Raw genomic sequence first — 20247 nt, 5'->3', positions numbered from 1 at the left:
TTTTTGTGCAATCGTTTGCTCTTACATTAGAATAGCATTTTATCACGCAAAAAAAAACAGCCTATCTCTTTGAAAGAAAGGCTATTTATTGACATATCTATTTCTCATTATGGGCTCTTTGTGCAAGCATTGATACAACTGCATCATCCATTGGCGGATTATGCAGACCCGCTCGAACATCTCGGTAATATCTTTGCAGTGGATTTTTATGATAAAGGCTTTGCGCTCCTACGATGCGCATAGCTTTGTCAACAATCTCCATGGCTGTATTGTTGACCACATGTTTCACCGCTGCAAGCTCCGCATGTAGTTCATAGCGATGTTCCAGATCTTGATCCCATCTTTCCGCAACGGAATAAAGGAAGGTTCTGGCGCTCATTAACTTCAGCTCCATCTCCCCGATAAGCTGACGAATATTGGGAAGCTCACTGATGGGACCTTTGATACTATTAGGTTTGTAATTATTTGCATATTTAACCGCATAATTTCTTGCTGCTAACGCGATTCCCATGTAACAGGCCGGTATATGCAAAAGCCACCCGCTCGCCTTCTTCTTTGATTCCTGGTCAAGAACTTGTACAAGCGCATCATAAGGAACTCTCACATTTTGTAAAACAATGTCATGACTTCCTGTTCCACGCATCGCCATAGTGTTCCATGTTTCGACGATTTCCAACCCTTTTGTTTCACGTGGAACAATAAACTGAGCAATTTCGCCATTTTTCTCCACCGCTGCAACGACAATAAAATAATCCAGTACAGGGGACATCGTCGTAAACGTTTTTCGACCATTCAATACCCACTGATCTCCTTCTTGTACGGCAAGAGTTTGCGGTCTGCCTCCTCTTGTTGGACTCCCTGTTGCTGCCTCAGATACGGCACTGTTTAATAACGCTCCATTATGTACGATGTCTTTTGCGATTTTCTCAAAAGCACCATTTTTCCATAACTTCTTTTCGGCAGTATCCATGACAATTCCTAAATGCCAACCAATCGAAAGAGCAGTCGAGGCATCTCCCTGAGCGAGTCTTTCCTGCAGAAGAACAAGTTCATAAAGTGAAATCCCTTCTCCTCCCAATTCCTTTGGAACAGAAAGCTTCGTGTAGCCACTTTTCTTTAACTCCTCGATATTTTCATATGGGAAGCTCCCCTCCCGGTCATATTGTTCTGAGCGTTCTTGAAAGGAATCAGCTAGCTTACTCACCATGCTATAAAGCTCTTTGTGACGGTTTGTTTTTAGAAAATACTGCTCATGATAACCCATCTTATTACTCCCTTCCCTGTCTTTCACATGCGAATTCAATTCTTTTTATCGTTCCTGCTTTTTATATAAGTATAACGGTACGGCTCTTTTGTTGTAAAAAAAGAACCTCTTAGAATATCTAAGAGGCCCATTGGTGACTAGTTAACTAATAAATGAAATAATCGTGACTCCTACGATTGCAACGAGGGACATATGCACCCCATTGGCTCGCAATCCAACCTGAACACCAGAAATTCCTGCAAAGCGGCTAACCATTAAGTTCAAACCAGAGAACGGACTAAGCGCCGTTGACATCGCCCAGGTGAGTAACAATAATAGCGCCAGAGAAATACTTGTTATCCCAAGCTCAGCGGGCTGAAGCTGCATCGCTAGCGCTCCGACAACAGCAATCTGGTGAATTCCCATATAGGTGAGTATAAGTACGATCATAATGACGGCTAGTGCAAAGAGGAAAAAGGACTCCTTTGCAAACCCAGTTAAGACAAAATTGACACCCTCTGCTAACGCGGTTCCTTTTATAGCAAAGGCAAGCATTCCCGCACTCATAAAGAGCATCATTTCATTATTCATCAGTGGAACGGTACGATCTCGATAATCAATTAACAGTGGGCGCATTTTCTCCCAGTTGCGAGGGAGAACCGCAAATGCTGCCGGAACAAGAACAGAAATCAGACAAACAATAACGATCATCGACCAATGGGTAGCCCACTCAATTAAAAGGCAAGAGCTCATTAACAAGACAACGAAGAAAACGAGTCGAATAATCTGATTACGAATCTTGTTATCTAGTAAATGAAATGTTGTTGATTCCACATTCATAGGATTTCTCTTCTGCCAAAGGGCAAATAAGACATTTCCGATCAATAAAGACAAAGATGACAGAACGATTCCATATCCAATGTACTGAGTGAACGGAACATGTAAATAATGAAGCACTAATGAAACCGATGCAAAGTAAGGAGACCAGAAAATGGCGGTCGTAAAACCAACGAGATAGCTTTTCGCCGACATCATCGATGGGAGCTTTAATTCATCTAAAAATTCATTGATAATCCGAACCGAGCCTAGATTTAAGACCGGACTTAATAAAAACAAAGTACCTGTAATTCCGGCATATAATTTCTTTGGCTGCTGCATCAACTTTTTTAGAAGAAGAGCTACCGCCTCAAAGTACCCTCCGAATCGCAAGGGAATCGACAACAGAGGGGCTAACGTAATTAAACAAAGTAGAGGTAAAATAAGAAACAGGCCCTCACTTATTCCTTCAACACCTGTCCCCTTCCCCATTTCAAGGACAATTCCAAGTCCCATCATAAAAAAGCCAAGAAGTCTTGGTAAAGGGTCTGCTTTCGGAGCACTACCGACGAACGCAATTAAAGCTAGAGCCACCACCACATACCGAAGCCACGTTAGCTCTACAAAATATTGAATCAAATAAAGGCCACACATCGCTAAAATAAGGTAACTTCGCATAGGGCAACTTCTCCTAATGAACTGAACTAGTAATCTTATGTTTCATCGTACTCCTATCATTCGATAGATTCAATGAGTTCTTCTAGAAAAAATGGTTGAAATTAAAGGGAATGACCCCCTCATCCACCCACCCGCTTGAAAACAAACAAACAATTGCTGTATTCTTTAAAGGACAAAACACCTAAAGGATGTAAAAATAATGAGATTAAATAAATTTATTAGCGAATCGGGCTTTACTTCCAGACGCGGAGCAGACAAGCTCATTAGTGAAGGGAAAGTGTCCATTAACGGGCGTGTCGCTGAGCTTGGGAGTCAGGTGGAAGCGGGAGACGATGTAAGGGTGAACGGCAAATCCATCGTGGTAGCGAGAAACTATGTATATATTGCGCTTAATAAACCCGTCGGAATTACGAGTACAACCGAGCGTCATATTAAAGGGAATATTATCGATCTCGTCAATCACCCACTAAGGATATTCCATATTGGAAGGCTTGATAAAGACTCCGATGGTTTAATTCTGCTAACAAATGACGGGGACATCGTCAATGAAATTCTTCGAGCCGAAAACAAACATGAGAAAGAGTATATTGTGACTGTAGACAGACCCATCACAAAAGAGTTTGTCGCAAAAATGTCATCGGGTGTAGAAATTCTTGATACAAAAACCCTTCCTTGTAAAGTAGAGCAGCTTTCAAAGTACGTGTTTAAAATTATTTTAACACAAGGATTAAACCGACAAATTCGTCGCATGTGTTCAAGCTTAGGGTACGGCATCGTTCGCCTACAGCGTACTAGAATTATGAACATTCATCTTGGCAGCCTCCCTCTTGGTCAGTGGAGAGATTTAACAAAAGAAGAAAAAAGGGAACTGTTTAAAAACCTGAATTACGAACCGAAACAGTAAAAAAGCTGAAGGGTATTCTTCAGCTTTTTCTACTAATGATGGCTGGTTTACCGATGGGATAATATTCAATTTCTTCACAGTTCCGAACGGCATCTTCCGAATAACTGTTTCTTCCATCAAATACGATTGGCTCTTTCATATGAGAAATAACTTCTGATAATACGAGCTGCCTGATTTCCTTCCACTCCGTAACGATAAAGACTGCATCTGCGTCTTTTAACGCCTCTTCTACCGAAGTAGCATATGTGATTTGTTCTCCGAAAATCATTTTCGCATTACGAGTTGCCACTGGGTCGTATCCGATTACGGTTGCTCCTTCTTTCAGTAAAGAATGGATAATTGTAATCGAAGGTGCTTCTCTCATATCATCTGTCTCCGGTTTAAAAGCAAAGCCTAATACAGCTATTTTCTTATGCTTCAGATTTCCGAAACGATTCAGAGCCCTATTCACAAGAAGCTGCTTTTGTCGGTTGTTAATCATCATCGTTTCTTCAATCATTGAAAAAGGCACCTGATATTCTTTAGCGATAGCTAAAAGAGCACTAACATCCTTAGGAAAACAGGACCCGCCATAACCAATTCCACTTTGTAAAAAGGCTGCCCCTATTCGTTGATCTAGACCCATTCCCTTCGATACATCTTCTACGTTTGCACCTACTGCCTCACACAGATTTCCTATATTATTAATAAAGCTAATTTTTGTTGCTAAAAAAGCATTCGATGCATACTTAATCATTTCTGCACTTCTTGCATCTGTCGTGACAACCCGAGCATTTAGAGGAGCATACATCTTTTCGATTACTACAGCTGCCTCCTTGTTCTCACACCCAATCACAATGCGGTCAGGATGTAATGTATCTAGCACAGCTGATCCTTGCCGCAAAAATTCCGGATTGGATACAACGGAAGGCGAAATTTTCTTTTGACCAGTTGCCTCCAGTAATTCTCTCACCTTTTCATTTGTGCCAACAGGTACGGTACTCTTTATCACAATGATTGCTTCTTCTTTTAAATAGGGAACAGCATCTTGGATTGCCTGAAATAGATACGTTAAGTCTGCTTCACCACTATTTTTCTGAGGAGTACCAACCGCAACGATAATGGCTTCTGCCTTCTCCAAGCCCTCTTGATGCGACGTGGTAAACTGCAATCGTTTGGCATCCATATTATTCGTTATCAATTCTTCCATTCTTGGTTCATAAATGGGGGATTTTCCCCCACGAAGAAGGTTTATTTTTTCCTCACTCGTATCAATGCATGTAACGTGGTGGCCGATTTCCGCTAAACAAACACCTGTAGATAATCCTACATACCCCGTTCCAATTACAGCTATTCTCATACTCCATCATTCTCTCGTTGTTGAAAATCCATATTCTCATAGATGTCTCTTATATACTCTAGAACCACTTCCCTCATGTCTTCCCTTCTTAGCGCAAAATCGAGTGTTGCTTTCACAAACCCAAGTTTGTCTCCAATATCGTAACGTGTACCTTCAAATGAATAAGCAAATACAGCTTGTTCTTTATTCAGTTCATTAATTGCATCAGTTAGCTGCAACTCAACATTAGGAACGATCGGTAATGACTCAAGCTTTTCAAAAATTTCTGGTCTAAATACGTATCTTCCGATAATCGCATAGTTTGAGGGAGCATCCTCCTTCTTTGGCTTTTCGACTAATGAATCTAGTGAAAATAGATTAGGAATTCCGATGGCTCCTTTCGGTTTCACAATTCCGTACTTGCTTACCTCATCGTCGCTCACTGTTTGAACAGCCACAACCGAACTATTGCAGTATTCGAAAACATTCATGAGCTGCTTTAAGCAAGGTACTTCTGATTCCACAATGTCGTCACCGAGCATGACGGCAAACGGCTCCTGCCCAATAAAGCTTTTCGCACATAGAATCGCATGACCCAATCCAAGTGGTTCCTTTTGCCGTACATAATAGATGGTTACTAAACTGGATAACTTGCGAATTTCTTCTAGAAGCTCTACCTGGTTTTTCCTTGTTAATGTGTCTTCGAGCTCATAAGATTTATCAAAATGATCTTCAATCGAACGTTTGCCTCGCCCGATTATAATCACAATTTCCTTTATCCCAGCTGCGACTGCCTCTTCGACAATATATTGAATCGTCGGTTTATCGACGATGGGAAGCATTTCTTTTGGCTGTGCCTTTGTTGCTGGCAGGAATCTTGTTCCCAATCCTGCAGCAGGGATAATTGCCTTTCGTACCTTCATCCTTCACCCTCCCCTCTAGTCCTCTCTGCCGATTGAAGCGGGAGGTACTCTCTTTCCATGAATTTTCTCAAACTACGTGGAAGCATCTTTTTACGGCGTCTAATTAAATACTGAGAAAGTATTTTTTTCTCTTCTGCACTTACTTGCCAATCATCAGGAATGATGCTGACAATTTCCTCAATTAGGAAGTTAGGGATGGTTTGAATCACTTTTATTGCTTCATAAAAATCCGATTCATCCTTTACAAATTGGGCCATTAAACGATGAGTCGCACTTTTTAATATTTTCACAGGAAGATCTTCTACTTGTTCTCCTGTCCAGTTATAGGAACCAAAGCATTCCGCATGGTCAATAATCCATAGATGATACGTCTCATTGCCCGCTTCTTTTAGTAGTATATTTTTCTTCGTTCGATCGCGGTTTGATAACCAGTAATCAAATAAAATAATTGAGGCTAGCTGTTGCTCGTTTACAATTCCCTTAATTTGAGAGACTTCATGTCCGTTGTAACAACCAGAAATATATCGTGAGGCAAACTGATAGCGACTGGTACTTCCGCTAAAATCAGGAATTTGAGCGGAGAACTCCGCTGGTATTTCTACAATTTGAGCATAGGGAATTGGTAGCTGTAAGTATCTGGCTAAGCAGTATGCTACCCATTCGTTTGGCAATGATTTTTCGAACCCTGGTATGAAATACTTCACTGCATACTCATATCCATCGTCAAACTTGATTAAGTGAGTGTTTGATTTCCCTTCTAACTTCTTTACGTATGAAACCGGCTTAATCATCCACCTTCACCACACCATCTTTACCTGTTTCTTTTTGCATGATTGCTAGTAAAAACTGGACATATTTCTCGGCCACTCGGTGAATATGAAAGTGCTCAAGTGTGTGTAAGATTGCCGCTTCAGACATCTCTTTCTGTACTTCTGGCTGGTCGATAATGAAATATAGCTTCTTGATTGCCTCATCAATATTCATTCCGTAAAACAGTTTCCCTGTTTCTCCATCTTTTACAATCTCTGTGACGGGCATCATGCGAGACGCAACCACTGGGACTCCACAAATCATAGATTCCACAAAGGTGTTCCCGAATGACTCCGTTTTTGTAGTCGCGATTGTACAGCCACCAGATTGACGAATCTTTGCATACACATGTGGCATTTGCTGGTAAGGAATGACCGGAAACCACTTGATGATGTCGGTTAATCCTTCTTCTTTCCACTTTGCCGCAAACTCATCTCTCTGCACACTTTGTGCTCCACCAATGATCCAAAATTCAATATCCTCTCGTTCCTGTTTTACTATTTTAGCGATTTCCACAAGCATTGGCCAGTTCTTCCTTTTATCCAATCGTCCAATCCAACCGATAACCTTTTTATCCTTTGGCAGGCTGGGCTCAGCATCATAATCGATTTCTTCTTCATTAAGTGCATAATAATAAGCTGGATCAATTCCGTTATAAATCACCTCAATTGGAATTCCTTCAATAAGGATGGATACAAGCCCTTTTTGATAATGGGAGGGAACAATGACTGCAACCGGTTGAATGCCGTAAAAGTTCTGGAGATGAGGAGTGAGTTTTATAAGTTCCGGGGTACGTGCTTCAACTATTACTGGTCCATTGTAATTGGCCATTTGTAGCCATTTAAAAGCATCCTTTGTATCAACAACAATGATTGCGTCATATTGATTATCTTGTATGATTTTCGCTATTTCGTTTTTGTCCTTCGTCAAATAAACGGGAGCGATATCTTCCATAATATGCATACCACCGTGATCTGTCGTATACAGAAACTCTGTTTTTATGCCATATTTTTTAAAATAAATCGCCCGGTTACGCCACCCAGCATTCACCCCTCCAACCGTGAGTAGACGCCAGATTACAAGTATTTTCATCATGACTCTCCTTATTTTTTGCCTTTTTTACTGTTATCCATGATTTTTTGCATTAATATGGATGTTAGCTCCTGTCTTAACATTTTGCTTTTCTCTGCTGGAGAAGCCTTTTCAAATTTCTTTTTATCCATCTTGCTTTTCTTGTCATCTTTTTCTTTTTTGTCTGGCTTGCTAAATCCATCAATGATACGTTGAATGTCTGTAAAATCAATTTTTTGTGGTTTTGTGTTTGACCCTTCAACTACTGGTTGCTGCTGTTGTAGTTGCTGATTCTGCTCTAATGCATCCCAGTGCTCATCAATTTTCTGCATCACTTCATCAGGATTATGCCCTCTAGCCAACATTGTTTTTACCCATTCTTCTTTAAATACCTTGTGCATTAAGTTAACGAGATTGTGAGCATTTTCCTTTTCATCCTTCGTTAACAGTCGACTACTTATATCCTTAACCACTTCCTTCGTTTTTCCGCTCTCTAATAACAAAGGGTAAATCTCTCTGGCTAGATCTTCCATGCGCATATAATAGCTCCACTCCTCAAGAAGCTCTGGAGAAAAAGCCTTTACATGCGATAGAAACGTCTCTTTATGAGCTTCTCCTAATGAGGTTAATAGCTTGCGAGGATATGGATATACCCGGTCACGCCAAATCGTCCTTGCGACATCAATTACGCGAAGACTACCATCTGCTTGGAGATAAATTTGCCTCTTATGATGGTCAATTCTCTCATAGCCAATATCTTTAAAAGTGACTAGCATTTCAATCAGCTTTGCTGATAATTCTTCTGTTAGCGGGTGTGATTGTAAGTACTCCCTCAAATCAACGCCTTTAATGGTTTCCATCACAATAAAAAGAGGTCCATGATCATAAACCCGTGGGAACAAACCCGTGTGCTCTCCCATCAATAATGCTTCATACTCCCTCGCGCAATCTTCTTCATTTCCAAATACCTTGACACATACATCGTCGGTATATTGAAATACTGCTCCTTGACGCCCCTTCCCGATCATTCGAAGCGGGCCATTATTGATCACTTCTACATCTTGATTTTCTAGATTATTGACTGTAATGCTCTCAACCATCTGTCTTAACTCGCTAGTGTTCAAAAAAAGTAACCACCTTTCTACATACTATTCACTGCCTACAAACCAGTGTTTTATTTACATTCTCTTTACATTAGATTCATAAAATTAAAAAGTGTACAGGCTAGTAACTAGGAAAAACGCGGAATTTTAGCTTGTGAAAAAATAAAAGAGGGAATGACTCAAGTCATTCCCTCTTTCTTACTCAACACTATTTGAATGTGAACGCTGACGCTCTTGTTCAGCGAGAATTTCGTTATCCTCTGCATTATCTCTTGTTACTTTTTGAGTCAAGATCGCGCCTACAGCAACTAGAATCATAACAGCGATATAGTACCCTTTTTCATTAAGTTCAAGACTGTCAGCGTTATAAAGACCGATACTAAAAAGGAATACCCCTGCAAAGAATGTAAAATAAGCTAATACGGTAAAGGCCGTGGTATTTCTACGTCTGTACTCCATATTTATCCCCCTAAAAACAACTATAAGTTCCATTTCAGGTATATTATACCAAGTAAACACAGTGTAAATCTACACTTTTTTCATAAAAAAAGGCTGACATTTAATCGTCAGCCTTTCTACTTGCTATTACTCACCCTTAATAGCTTTTACTTCATCAGGATGATTGTCAATCCATTCTTGTGCCACTTCTTCTGCATCACGGTTATTATCTTCAATCTCAACAATCATTTTTTCAATATCTGATACGTTCATACTCCAGTTGGTTAATAGTTCAAATGCTTCTGGTGCTTTCTCTTTTAACTCATTGTTTGTAATAACATGAACTTCAGATGTATCAAAGTATCCTTCTGGACTTGGAAGTACCTTTAAATCATAGTTAGCAAACATTGGATGTGGTCTCCAACCAAGGAAAAGAACGGGCTCTTCTTTCGCCATTAGACGCTGTGCTTGTGCAAGCATCCCACCTTCACTGGATGCCACATATTCAAGATCCAATCCTAACTCTTCAATCATTTTTTGAGAGGTTACACTCATTCCTGCTCCCTCTTCAATTCCATAAACCTTTCCACCAAATAAATCTTCTTTGCCCTTTAGATCTTCAACAGACTCGATGCCTTCTACATACGTTGGAATAACCCAACCAAGCTCTCCATCTGTATAACTTACTGCTGTATCTTCAAGTTTATCTCCAAATTGCTCCATATAGTTCGCATGCATGACTGGAAGCCATGCATCCATAAATACATCTAGATCTCCTTTTGAAAGACCAGTATACACTCCACCAGCATCAGCACTTGTTTCTTTTACTGTGTAACCCAAGTCTTCAAGAAGAAGCTTGGCAACCTTTGTAGGTGGGATTGTACTCGTCCACGGTGTTACTCCAAAGTTAATGGTGACATCTTTGCTGTCTTCTTCAGTTTCTCCAGAAGTACTTGCTCCACTGCTACAACCAACAAGTAAAATGAACGCCAGTAGTAATAATAAGCTTACCTTTAGTTTTTTCAATCTTCCCCACTCCTTGACTATTTTTTATTTTTATTACCTAAACCTTGTGTAATACGGTCTAGGATAATAGCTAATACAACAATTCCTAATCCACCAACCAGTCCTAATCCAACGTTAACGCTAGATATTCCGGCTAATACGGTTGAACCAAGGCCCGGTGCACCGATCATAGATGCTATAACTGCCATCGATAGTGCTAACATAATCGTTTGGTTTACCCCTGCCATAATCGTTGGAATCGCAACGGGTAGCTGTACCTTCACGAGCATTTGCCATGAAGTGGATCCGAAAGCCCTTGCTGCTTCAACCATATCTTCAGGAACTTGTTTAATGGCCAGGGTTGTCATACGCACCGCTGGCGGAGTCGCAAACACAAACGTTGAAATAACGGCTGGAACTTCACCTAATCCAAATAACAGAATGGCCGGTATCAAATACACAAAACTCGGCAAAGTTTGCATAAAGTCCAATATTGGACGAACAATTTTATCTAAAACTGCATACTTTGCCGTTAAAATTCCTAATGGTAATCCAATGAGGATGGAAAAGACGGTTGCTACGATAACAACGGCCAATGTTAACATCGCATCTTCCCACAGGTTAACGGAACCAAGATATAAAGTACCGATTAAAGTAAAAATAGCAATCCCTTTTCCAGCAATTTTCCAAGCTAATAAAATTAATAATATAGCAATGACTTCAGCTGGAATCATAAGAAACAAGTCAGCCACGCCATTGATGAAAAAAGAGATAATGGAGCTGACCGAATCAAAAAAGCCACCCATGACTGGAATTAACCAGTCGTATACAAAATTATTCGTCCAATCCTCTAACGGTAATGTAAAGTAGTTCATTCTTTCATCCCCTCGCTTTGCTCTTTCCCTAACACAAGTCCCGAAAGGATCGAAACTCTAACAATAATTCCTACTAGCTTGTTTTTTTCCTCCACAACAGCGATAGGATATCTTGATTCTGCTGCTATACCAATCAGTTCACTTAGTGGAGTGGAAGGATCAGTCGTATGGAAATCTGACTCTAGTACGTCTTCCACCCATTTGTTTTCCTTATAGGCCTTGATGGCCGCATCGATCGTTAAAATCCCTTTTAAGTTTTTATCCTTATCCACGACGAAAATACTTGAGAGGCCTGCATCCTCCATCTTTTTCATCGCGACCCTTGGGCCATCCTTCCACGTTGTGATAACGTCAGGCTTTTTCATAATATTAGAAGCCATGAGTACCTTCGAACGGTCCACGTCCTCTACAAAGTTGTATACATATTCATTGGCTGGATTCTCAAGGATTTCTTCAGCGGTTCCAATTTGAACGATTTCTCCATTTTTCATAATCGCAATTCTGTCACCAAGTTTCAGTGCTTCATCAAGATCATGTGTAATAAAGAGAATCGTTTTTCCAAGCTTGCTCTGAAGCTGAAGAAGCTCATCCTGCATCTCTTTACGAATAATGGGATCTAGTGCACTGAACGCTTCGTCCATGAGAAGGATATCGGAATCATTTGCAAGAGCTCTCGCAAGCCCCACTCGTTGCTGCATCCCACCACTCAGTTGATCAGGAAAACTATTTTCGTATCCTTCTAACCCAACATCCATAATAGATTTACGAGCTTTTTCCTCTCTTACGCTTTTTTCTACTCCTTGTACTTCAAGGCCATAAGCCACATTTTCTAGTACATTCCGATGTGGAAACAAAGCAAACTTTTGAAACACCATTGATAATTTTTTTCTTCTAGTTTGCATCAGGTCGTTTTTATTCATTTTCGTAATATCTTGACCATCGATCAGAACTTCACCATCGGTCGGTTCAATCAAACGGTTGATTAAGCGAATCAGTGTCGACTTCCCACTCCCTGATAGTCCCATAAGAACAAAGAATTCTCCGGGCTTCACTTCAAAAGAAGCATTGTTGACACCGACGGTCATTCCTGTTTCTTTTAATATTTGTTCCTTGCTTTGCCCTTGCTGTAAGCGCTTAACTCCTTCTTTTGGATTTGAGCCAAACACCTTCGTGAGATTTTTCACATGAATTTTATTCATTTTATAACCCCTTTTTTGTATCTCTATTTATTTGATAGATTGATAGATTGAAAAGATGTGTATTGTATATAAGAGGAAAAACGAAGAGAGTAAATAGTTTTAAAGTTTTCCTGCCCTTTTATTGTAGCTTGATTGTCATGTGTTTAACAAAGCCGAAATTTCTGTATATTCCGTATATATAGTTCGTAAAGTTTTAACTGTACAAATTAAACAACATAATGGTTAAAATTCCTCCCGAATGCTCCAGAATCCTCCAAAATAATAGGTTTCTACTTTTAAATTCAATGTGATAATCTATAGATAGAAAGCTCAGGGAAGTGAAAATATCTTGAATGAACAAGACAAACTATTGAAGGCAAGAGATCGTTTTATTGATTCTATGGCTAAAAATATGAGTCTTTACGGAATTACCCATTCGGTAGGAAGACTGTATGGATTGTTATACTTTAATGAAAAGCCAATGACTCTTGATGAAATGAAAGACGAGCTTGGAATGAGCAAAACGAGTATGAGCACAGCTGTCAGACAGCTTCAAGAACTAAATATGGTAGAAAAAGTGTGGAAGAAAGGTGAAAGAAAAGATTTATACCAAGCCGCAGACGACTGGTACGAATCCTTCTCTGCTTTGTTTACCACAAGCTGGCGAACAGGCATCTCCCTTAATATCTCTACTATTAATAGATCCCTGAAAGAGCTCCGTGCTCTTCTTGAAAATCCAGAAACAAGTGACGAAGTAAAGACTTCTGCAGAGTTAGATATTGAAAAATATCAATATGCACTAGATTACTATGACTGGCTTAACCGTTTTGTTGACAGCCTCGAATCCAAGGAAATATTTAATCATATTCCAAAAAAGGAGTAGTGGATGGATAATCATCTGCTGCTTCTTTTTTGTTTTAATGAAATACCCAGGTTGGGGGAAGCGCAAACCTGATTTTTTTATATTATGGGCTGGTCTAATTGACCGGTTGGTGACTTTTTGGGTTGCTGCGGGCAATTAGAGTTGCGCTATTTGACCGGTTGGGGATCTTTTGGGTCGATGCGGGCAATTAGAGTTGTGCTATTTGACCGGTTGGTGACTTTTTGGGTTGCTGCGGGCAATTAGAGTTGTGCTATTTGACCGGTTGATGACTTTTTGGGTTGCTGCGGGCAATTAGAGGCGGTGCTATTTGACCGGTTGGTGACTTTTTGGGTTGCTGCGGGCAATTAGAGTTGCGCTATTTGACCGGTCGGTGACCTATAGGGTTGCAGTGGGCAATTAGAATATCCCTATCTTACCGATTAACAGCTTTTTCTAAACTTACGGGCACTGACCCCTCTTCATTTACCGTTCAACTGCTTTTTCCTCCCAAACGGGTACTGAACCCCCCAACCTCTAAAAATTAAAATGCCCCCCTCCCTACAAAACTGCTAAAATATATATAGAAGAGTAATCACGATAAGGGGTCTTGCGCCATGTTTGAATTATTGCTCACGATGGTTGAACGGTTGGGGATTATTGTTACGATTGCGTTCGTGTTAACACGTTTTCCTTTTTTCCGGGACATGATTTATCAAGAACAGCTGGATCGAAAACAGCAATTTACGGCCATCCTCTTTTTTGGCTTCTTTGGCATTATTGGAACTTATTCGGGATTAACATTAAGCACGGAAAGTTTACACTTTAGCTCGTGGACAGCGGGTTTGAACCAAGATGAAGCGATTGCGAACTCGCGTGTCGTAGGCGTGGTGATTGCTGGACTGCTTGGAGGATATAAGGTTGGCATTGGGGCAGGAATTATCGCTGGTCTGCACCGGTTCACGCTTGGGGGCTTTACCGGCATCTCTTGTGGACTTGCCGCCATCATCGCTGGAATTCTCGCGGGTCTGTTTCACCGCAAAAATAAACATGTTCGATTGCAATCGGCATTTTTTATCGGTGCCCTGGCAGAGTCTGTTCAAATGCTCATTATTTTACTGATTTCTCGCCCGTTTGAAAAGGCTTGGACACTTGTAGAAATTATCGGTATTCCTATGATTCTCGCAAACGGAATTGGAAGCGCACTCTTTTTACTAATTATCAAAAGCGTAATTAACGAAGAAGAGCGAACCGGTGCCATTCAAGCACAAAAAACACTTCGTATTGCTGAAAAAACGCTTAGCCATTTACGCAATGGACTGTCACATGATTCGGCAAAAGCTGTCTGTCATATTCTCCATAACGAGATCCGTACAAGTGCTGTCTCTATGACCAATACGAAGGAAATTCTTGCGCATATAGGGCTTGGTTATGACCATCATCAAGTTGGGAGCCCCATCCAAACGCAAATTACACAGTCTGCTATCCAAAAGGGAGAAACAATCGTTGCCGATAAAACTGCCATTCAATGCCGCGAAAAGAGTTGTCCTCTTGGTGCTGTAGTGGTTGCTCCATTACGACAAAGAGGAGAAACAATTGGAACGTTAAAATTTTACTTTCGTTCTGAAAAAGAAATCACTCCTGTAATTATGGAGCTTGTGTCAGGATTAAGCTCATTATTAAGTAATCAGCTTGAGATCGCTGATGTTGATCGTGCTTATCAGCTGGCAAAGGAAGCAGAAATTAAAGCTTTGCAGGCACAAATCAGTCCACATTTTTTATTTAATACACTGAACACGATTCTGTCGCTCATTCGTCTGGATCCTATGAAGGCACGCAAGCTACTTGTTTCACTGTCGCATTTTTTACGGCAAAACTTGTCCGTTACCACTCAAAGCTTAACTACACTCGAGCAGGAACTAAAGCATGTGAAAGCTTACTTAGCCATTGAGGAGGCACGATTTTCTAATAAATTATCGGTCACCTACGATATAGACGAACATACATTGTTGCAAAATATTCCTCCGCTTACGCTTCAACCCATTGTTGAAAATGCGATTAAGCATGGTTTTAAAGATAAAGAGAAGAATTGTTTCATCTATATTTCAATTAAAAAAGAACCAACACATATACTCATCACCATTAAAGATAATGGCGAAGGAATTCCTACTGAGAGAATTCAGCAATTATTAGCGCAGCCCATTCTTTCTGAAACAGGAAGTGGAGTCGCACTATACAATGTAAACCGTCGCCTATCGTTTGTATTTGGTGAAAAAACTACCCTTCAAATCAACAGCATATTACAACAAGGTACGAGCATTCAGTTTTCGATACCAATCGGGGAGGTGGACGAAGATGGATTCATTCATTAAAGTGATGGTGGTGGACGACGAGCCGTACAGTCGCGAAGAATTAAAGCATCTGCTGCAGTCCTTTTCAACCATATCAGTGGTTGGAGAAGCAGAGTCTGGTGAAGCGGCCCTTATGAAAGTATTACAGCTTCAGCCAGACGTTATCTTTTTAGACGTCGAAATGCCTCGTATGAACGGAATGGAGTTAGCAAAGGCACTTAAAGAATTTAAAAAACCGCCTTATATTGTGTTTGCTACCGCGTATCCTGAGTTTGCTGCGGAAGCCTTTCGGTATGATGCCTTGGATTATTTGTTGAAACCTTTTGATGAAGAGCAGCTACACGAAACCATCCGAAGATTAGAAAAAAAGCTTTCTCCAATAAAGGAACAAAGCAAAACCTCTGGAAAGCTTGCGATTGAAGCAGACGGGGAAATTTTATTTATTGACCCAAAGGAAGTTTACTATATTGTACGAGATGAGAAGAGTACGAAGCTGGTTACGGAGGATCATGAGCTCATTACGAAGCTCCCTCTTAAAGAATTTGAATCAAGGCTTGTTCCCTTTAGCTTTTTCCGTATTCATAAAAGCTTTCTTGTGAATTTAACCTATGTTAAACGGCTAACTCCATGGTTTAACGGTGCTTACCAGTTAGAACTTGAAGGAAAAAAGGAGCTTCTTTCTGTGAGTAGAAACTATGTGAAAGCACTCCGAGCAAGACTTGAAATCTAATGATCTACTTATTATGCAGGTTAATTCAGGTTAACGACATGATAACGTTGGAAAACTGCTTTTCAGTCCAAAATCCCCCTTTCAAGCTTTCTTGTCTTTTATAATTATTTTTGAAAACGCATTCATTAATCTTATAAGGGGGAATTAATTTGTATACTTTTTTAGCAGGAATTGCCCTACTCATCGTTGGTTACTTTACTTATGGAAAATTCGTTGAAAAAATCTTTGGGGTGAAAGTGGATCGTGCGACACCCGCGTATGTGAATAGCGACGGAATTGACTATGTGCCAATGAGCACACCAAAGAACTCCCTTATTCAGCTTTTAAATATTGCTGGTACAGGGCCTGTTTTCGGACCGATATTAGGAGCTCTTTACGGACCGGTTGCCTTCATTTGGATTGTCATTGGCTGTATTTTTGCAGGTGCTGTTCATGACTATTTAACCGGTATGATTTCTATCCGAAACAAAGGAGCTCATCTCCCTGAGCTAGCGAGCCGCTTCCTAGGAAAAGTGATGAAGCACGTTGTAAATGGCTTTGCGGTTCTTCTTCTTTTACTAGTTGGAACCGTGTTTGTCACCACTCCAGCTAGCTTATTACATGTTGTGATGGATGGAAAAATTGCCTTGTCTCTTATCATTTTTGCTATTTTTGCTTATTATGTTTTAGCTACTTTGCTTCCAGTGGACAAATTAATTGGTCGTTTGTATCCATATTTCGGAGCGCTTTTACTAATCAGTGCACTAGGTGTTGGAGTCATGTTGGTGGTCACAGGTGCACCTATTCCTGAACTATCATTAACAAACTTCCACCCTGATAATCTACCAGTTTTACCATTGTTATTCTTTACGATCTCTTGTGGAGCTCTTTCTGGCTTCCATGCCACACAAACGCCAATCATCTCTCGTACCACTCAAAACGAGAAACAAGGCCGTAAAATTTTCTATGGCATGATGATCACAGAAGGTGTCATCGCTATGATTTGGGCGGCGGCTGCGATGAGCGTATTTGATGGTGGTTATGCAGGATTACAAGAGGTTCTAGCTGCTGGAGGACCTGGAGCCGTTGTTAGCCAAGCGTCTACTGCCCTACTTGGTGCGATCGGTGGTACATTAGCAATCCTTGGTGTAGTCGTTCTTCCTATCACTTCGGGTGATACAGCTTTCCGAAGTGCACGTATGATTATCGCTGAATATATCAATGTCGCACAAAAGAAACTGAGCAACCGTTTATGGATCGCTGTTCCATTATTTGCAGTATCTGCTGTTCTAACTCAAATGGACTTTAACTTATTATGGAGATACTTCAGCTGGGCTAACCAGTCCACGGCTGTAATCGCGTTATTCGTTGCAGCCATGTACCTTTACATCGCGAAAAAGAATTACTATATTGCACTCGTACCAGGAACATTTATGCTCGTGATGGTTATCACGTATATATTAAATGCCCAAATTGGATTCGGACTTTCTATGAATACTTCATGGATTGGTGGGTTGATCGGAACAGTGGTTTTAGTGGTCATGTTCTTCCGAGCGGCGAAAAAAGCACGGGCAAACAATTTACCGCTTGAAGAAGATATTTCGAATTGGAATCGAGTGGCGTAATAGTTGAAGCTGACTCTTTGTGAGTCAGCTTTTATGTGGTTTATTGCTGTTATTTAAAATTTTCATAGATGGAGAACATCGGTAGCATCGCAGCCATTACGATTAACCCGACGATGCTTCCCAACACAGCGATCATAAGCGGCTCTAAGATCGCACTCAAACGAGTCGACATTTCCTCCACATCATCTTCATAAAACTCGGCAACTTTCTCAAACATCGTATCAAGCTGACCGGTTTCTTCCCCAATTCTCACCATATGCGTAGTTATCTTAGGAAATACCCAGCTGTTTGCAAGCGGAGTGGATAAGCTTTCCCCTCGTCTTAATGAATTCTTTGAGTCCTCTAGCACCTTCGCGACAACTGAATTCCCTGCCACCTCTGCACTCATGGTTAGTGTTTGCAGAACCGGAACCGAGCTAGCAAACAGAGAAGCCATCGTCCTTGATACACGAGCTAAGATCGTTTTCTGTAATAATGTCCCAAAGATTGGCGTTCGTAAAGCGATTAAATCAAGCATATATCTTCCCTTTGGATTCCGCTTCGTTGCGATAAATCCTACTACTAGTAAGATGACAACGGAAAGGGCGATATACCATTGATGAATCAAGAAATCAGACGCTGCCATCACGATTTTCGTCGGAACAGGAATTTCTCCACCTACTGATAGTAAGTTGTTTAATAGACTCGGAAGAACCTTTGTTAAAAGGATCACGACAACGATAACTGCAACAATCGAAACAGCAATCGGGTAGACCATCGCTGACTTTACCTTTTCCTTCACCTTACGATCTTTTTCATAAAAGATCGCCAACCGGTTCATCACATTTTCTAAGTCCCCACTCGTTTCCCCAGCAAGAACCATATTGACAAAAATACGATCAAAGATTTTCGGAAACTGTGAACATGATTTTGACAAAGACGTCCCGGAACGAACATCTTGATAAATCGTCTTTAACGCTTGTTGAAAGGGCTTTGATGACACTTGCTCGGACAAAAGATTAATCGCATCGACAATCGGTGTCCCTGCATTCAACAAGGTAGCTAACTGACGGCAAAAAATAACGAAGTCCTGATTCTTTACAGGTGCTCCAATAATAATATTAAGATCCTTATTTAAAATCGACTCTTTTATTTCCTTTAGCTCGGCAATATATAAACCTCTTCGTTCAAGCTCCTCTGCTGCCGCTCCTTGATTGGCAGCCATGAGCTTTCCTTTTTGCTCTTTGCCGGTAAGGGAGTCAATTCCCTTGTATTTAAATTGCATGATTTCACCGCCTATAGCGCGTAATGTCCATGATTACTGATGGGCATCCCAATTCGGGATAAACTCATCAGCCGTTTGTTTCGTAATAATCCCACTTTGGACCAGCTCTCTAACTGACATATTCATCGTTTGCATACCAAGAGCCTTATTTGTTTCCAAAATGGATTGAATTTGGTGAATTTTATTGGAGCGAATCAAATTGGCAACTGCATGGTTATTCACTAAAATCTCCATAGCTGCTCTTCTTCCGTCATCTTTGGCAACAGGCAATAATCGTTGAGACACAACCCCCACTAACGTCCCTGCGAGCTGGGTACGAATTTGCTGTTGCTGCTCGGCTGGAAACACATCGATGATTCGATCAACCGTCTGTGCTGCACCAGATGTATGAAGAGTTGCAAGAACCAGATGTCCTGTTTCAGCAGCCGTAATCGCTGTTCGAATCGTATCAAGATCTCGCATCTCTCCCACGAGAATCACATCAGGGTCCTGCCTTAGTGCCGCTCGTAAACCAATCGCAAAGGAATTGGAGTCCAATCCAATCTCTCGCTGATTCACGATGCTTTTTTTATGCTTATGCAAGTATTCGATTGGATCTTCTAGCGTTAAAATATGCTTGCTCATATTCTCATTTATAAAGTCAACAATGGACGCAAGCGTCGTGGACTTCCCACTTCCCGTTGGTCCTGTAACGATTAATAATCCTTGTGTCTTCTGTGCAAACACCTTGATAATGTCTGGGAGATGAAGATCAAGAAAGTTTGGTACATTACTATTGATCACACGACAGACAATCCCAACAGAACCTCTCTGTCTAAAAACATTCACACGAAAACGGCAGATCCCTGGCAAAGCATAGGAAAAATCAACCTCACCTTTTTGATCAAAATGCTCCTGCAGCTCTGGAGTCATGAGCTCCCTTGCCATTTCCTCAGTTTCATTAGGAGTGAGTGCTTGGCTTCCTACCTTTTTTAACTTTCCATTGATTCTTACAATGGGAGTAACCGCCGTTGTAATGTGTAAATCCGATGCCCCATTTTGAAACGCGAATAATAATAGTTTTTGAATCATCGTGCT

At 40.8% G+C, this 20247-nt stretch carries 18 protein-coding genes; 5 read left to right on the top strand and 13 right to left on the bottom strand.

Features of this window, described 5'->3' with window-relative positions:
* Nucleotides 1-97: 97 nt before the first annotated feature.
* Both ACQ5H4_RS07905 and ACQ5H4_RS07900 read right to left on the bottom strand, forming a co-directional pair.
* Entirely contained in the window at nucleotides 98-1264 is a 1167-nt protein-coding gene (locus ACQ5H4_RS07905) for an acyl-CoA dehydrogenase family protein (RefSeq protein WP_430774417.1), read from the bottom strand.
* Between the two features lie 141 nt (nucleotides 1265-1405).
* Nucleotides 1406-2737, bottom strand: coding sequence for a hypothetical protein (locus tag ACQ5H4_RS07900; RefSeq protein WP_430774416.1), 1332 nt, complete (start codon nucleotides 2735-2737; stop codon nucleotides 1406-1408).
* A gap of 199 nt (nucleotides 2738-2936) precedes the next feature.
* Here ACQ5H4_RS07900 and rluF point away from each other — a divergent pair, with 199 nt between their 5' ends.
* Nucleotides 2937-3641 (top strand): 23S rRNA pseudouridine(2604) synthase RluF, encoded by a 705-nt coding sequence (gene rluF / locus ACQ5H4_RS07895; protein WP_430774415.1) that lies wholly within the window; start codon nucleotides 2937-2939, stop codon nucleotides 3639-3641.
* Nucleotides 3642-3660: 19 nt separating this feature from the next.
* Here rluF and ACQ5H4_RS07890 read toward each other — a convergent pair whose 3' ends face one another.
* The 9 genes from ACQ5H4_RS07890 to ACQ5H4_RS07850 all read right to left on the bottom strand — a co-directional run bounded on the left by ACQ5H4_RS07890 (nucleotide 3661) and on the right by ACQ5H4_RS07850 (nucleotide 12383).
* Nucleotides 3661-4980 (bottom strand): UDP-glucose dehydrogenase family protein, encoded by a 1320-nt coding sequence (locus tag ACQ5H4_RS07890; protein ID WP_430774414.1) that lies wholly within the window; start codon nucleotides 4978-4980, stop codon nucleotides 3661-3663.
* A complete protein-coding gene (gene galU / locus ACQ5H4_RS07885; protein ID WP_430774413.1) occupies nucleotides 4977-5882 on the bottom strand; it encodes a UTP--glucose-1-phosphate uridylyltransferase GalU in 906 nt (301 codons plus the stop codon). The genes ACQ5H4_RS07890 and galU overlap by 4 nt, the downstream gene beginning before the upstream one ends.
* Nucleotides 5879-6673 (bottom strand): HipA family kinase, encoded by a 795-nt coding sequence (locus ACQ5H4_RS07880; RefSeq protein WP_430774412.1) that lies wholly within the window; start codon nucleotides 6671-6673, stop codon nucleotides 5879-5881. The genes galU and ACQ5H4_RS07880 overlap by 4 nt, the downstream gene beginning before the upstream one ends.
* Nucleotides 6666-7784, bottom strand: coding sequence for a glycosyltransferase family 4 protein (locus ACQ5H4_RS07875; protein WP_430774411.1), 1119 nt, complete (start codon nucleotides 7782-7784; stop codon nucleotides 6666-6668). The genes ACQ5H4_RS07880 and ACQ5H4_RS07875 overlap by 8 nt, the downstream gene beginning before the upstream one ends.
* An 11-nt stretch (nucleotides 7785-7795) precedes the next feature.
* Entirely contained in the window at nucleotides 7796-8887 is a 1092-nt protein-coding gene (locus ACQ5H4_RS07870) for a serine/threonine-protein kinase (protein ID WP_430774410.1), read from the bottom strand.
* Between the two features lie 177 nt (nucleotides 8888-9064).
* Nucleotides 9065-9325 (bottom strand): YiaA/YiaB family inner membrane protein, encoded by a 261-nt coding sequence (locus ACQ5H4_RS07865; protein WP_430774409.1) that lies wholly within the window; start codon nucleotides 9323-9325, stop codon nucleotides 9065-9067.
* A 126-nt stretch (nucleotides 9326-9451) separates the two neighbouring features.
* Nucleotides 9452-10330, bottom strand: a complete 879-nt coding sequence (locus ACQ5H4_RS07860; RefSeq protein ID WP_430774408.1) for a glycine betaine ABC transporter substrate-binding protein — start codon at nucleotides 10328-10330, stop codon at nucleotides 9452-9454.
* 17 nt (nucleotides 10331-10347) lie between these two features.
* Nucleotides 10348-11184 carry an ABC transporter permease gene (locus tag ACQ5H4_RS07855; protein WP_430774407.1) on the bottom strand — a complete coding sequence of 279 codons (837 nt, stop codon included), beginning with the start codon at nucleotides 11182-11184 and terminating at the stop codon, nucleotides 10348-10350.
* Entirely contained in the window at nucleotides 11181-12383 is a 1203-nt protein-coding gene (locus ACQ5H4_RS07850; protein ID WP_430774406.1) for a quaternary amine ABC transporter ATP-binding protein, read from the bottom strand. The genes ACQ5H4_RS07855 and ACQ5H4_RS07850 overlap by 4 nt, the downstream gene beginning before the upstream one ends.
* 325 nt (nucleotides 12384-12708) lie before the next feature.
* On the opposite strand from ACQ5H4_RS07850, the gene ACQ5H4_RS07845 reads away from it, so the two are divergent.
* The 4 genes from ACQ5H4_RS07845 to ACQ5H4_RS07830 all read left to right on the top strand — a co-directional run bounded on the left by ACQ5H4_RS07845 (nucleotide 12709) and on the right by ACQ5H4_RS07830 (nucleotide 17906).
* The gene (locus ACQ5H4_RS07845) at nucleotides 12709-13245 is read left to right on the top strand and encodes a GbsR/MarR family transcriptional regulator (RefSeq protein ID WP_430774651.1); all 537 of its coding nucleotides are present in this window, start codon (nucleotides 12709-12711) and stop codon (nucleotides 13243-13245) included.
* A gap of 593 nt (nucleotides 13246-13838) precedes the next feature.
* Complete coding sequence (locus ACQ5H4_RS07840) at nucleotides 13839-15593, top strand: LytS/YhcK type 5TM receptor domain-containing protein (RefSeq protein ID WP_430774405.1); 1755 nt, start codon at nucleotides 13839-13841, stop codon at nucleotides 15591-15593.
* Nucleotides 15577-16302 carry a LytR/AlgR family response regulator transcription factor gene (locus ACQ5H4_RS07835; RefSeq protein WP_430774404.1) on the top strand — a complete coding sequence of 242 codons (726 nt, stop codon included), beginning with the start codon at nucleotides 15577-15579 and terminating at the stop codon, nucleotides 16300-16302. The genes ACQ5H4_RS07840 and ACQ5H4_RS07835 overlap by 17 nt, the downstream gene beginning before the upstream one ends.
* A 149-nt stretch (nucleotides 16303-16451) precedes the next feature.
* Entirely contained in the window at nucleotides 16452-17906 is a 1455-nt protein-coding gene (locus ACQ5H4_RS07830) for a carbon starvation CstA family protein (RefSeq protein WP_430774403.1), read from the top strand.
* 49 nt (nucleotides 17907-17955) lie between these two features.
* Here the strand turns inward: ACQ5H4_RS07830 and ACQ5H4_RS07825 are convergent, their stop codons facing one another.
* Together ACQ5H4_RS07825 and ACQ5H4_RS07820 are read right to left on the bottom strand one after the other, a co-directional pair.
* A complete protein-coding gene (locus ACQ5H4_RS07825; protein ID WP_430774402.1) occupies nucleotides 17956-19170 on the bottom strand; it encodes a type II secretion system F family protein in 1215 nt (404 codons plus the stop codon).
* Between the two features lie 33 nt (nucleotides 19171-19203).
* Nucleotides 19204-20241, bottom strand: coding sequence for a type IV pilus twitching motility protein PilT (locus ACQ5H4_RS07820; RefSeq protein WP_430774401.1), 1038 nt, complete (start codon nucleotides 20239-20241; stop codon nucleotides 19204-19206).
* Nucleotides 20242-20247: the final 6 nt, after the last annotated feature.

The sequence above is a fragment of the Bacillus coreaensis genome (genome assembly GCF_050586445.1).
Taxonomy (GTDB): Bacteria; Bacillota; Bacilli; order Bacillales; family Cytobacillaceae; genus Robertmurraya_A; species Robertmurraya_A coreaensis.
Note: the sequence above shows the minus strand (reverse complement) of the source record. Positions and strands in the feature narration are given on the sequence as shown.

Excerpts from the sequence above, each read along its gene's own strand:
- ACQ5H4_RS07900 (WP_430774416.1), bottom strand. The coding sequence starts at position 2,737 with ATGCGAAGTTACCTTATTTTAGCGATGTGTGGCCTTTATTTGATTCAA.
- ACQ5H4_RS07840 (WP_430774405.1), top strand. The coding sequence starts at position 13,839 with ATGTTTGAATTATTGCTCACGATGGTTGAACGGTTGGGGATTATTGTT.
- ACQ5H4_RS07825 (WP_430774402.1), bottom strand. The coding sequence starts at position 19,170 with ATGCAATTTAAATACAAGGGAATTGACTCCCTTACCGGCAAAGAGCAA.
- ACQ5H4_RS07890 (WP_430774414.1), bottom strand. The coding sequence starts at position 4,980 with ATGAGAATAGCTGTAATTGGAACGGGGTATGTAGGATTATCTACAGGT.
- ACQ5H4_RS07905 (WP_430774417.1), bottom strand. The coding sequence starts at position 1,264 with ATGGGTTATCATGAGCAGTATTTTCTAAAAACAAACCGTCACAAAGAG.
- galU (WP_430774413.1), bottom strand. The coding sequence starts at position 5,882 with ATGAAGGTACGAAAGGCAATTATCCCTGCTGCAGGATTGGGAACAAGA.
- ACQ5H4_RS07875 (WP_430774411.1), bottom strand. The coding sequence starts at position 7,784 with ATGAAAATACTTGTAATCTGGCGTCTACTCACGGTTGGAGGGGTGAAT.
- ACQ5H4_RS07865 (WP_430774409.1), bottom strand. The coding sequence starts at position 9,325 with ATGGAGTACAGACGTAGAAATACCACGGCCTTTACCGTATTAGCTTAT.
- ACQ5H4_RS07850 (WP_430774406.1), bottom strand. The coding sequence starts at position 12,383 with ATGAATAAAATTCATGTGAAAAATCTCACGAAGGTGTTTGGCTCAAAT.
- rluF (WP_430774415.1), top strand. The coding sequence starts at position 2,937 with ATGAGATTAAATAAATTTATTAGCGAATCGGGCTTTACTTCCAGACGC.
- ACQ5H4_RS07835 (WP_430774404.1), top strand. The coding sequence starts at position 15,577 with ATGGATTCATTCATTAAAGTGATGGTGGTGGACGACGAGCCGTACAGT.
- ACQ5H4_RS07880 (WP_430774412.1), bottom strand. The coding sequence starts at position 6,673 with ATGATTAAGCCGGTTTCATACGTAAAGAAGTTAGAAGGGAAATCAAAC.
- ACQ5H4_RS07820 (WP_430774401.1), bottom strand. The coding sequence starts at position 20,241 with ATGATTCAAAAACTATTATTATTCGCGTTTCAAAATGGGGCATCGGAT.
- ACQ5H4_RS07855 (WP_430774407.1), bottom strand. The coding sequence starts at position 11,184 with ATGAACTACTTTACATTACCGTTAGAGGATTGGACGAATAATTTTGTA.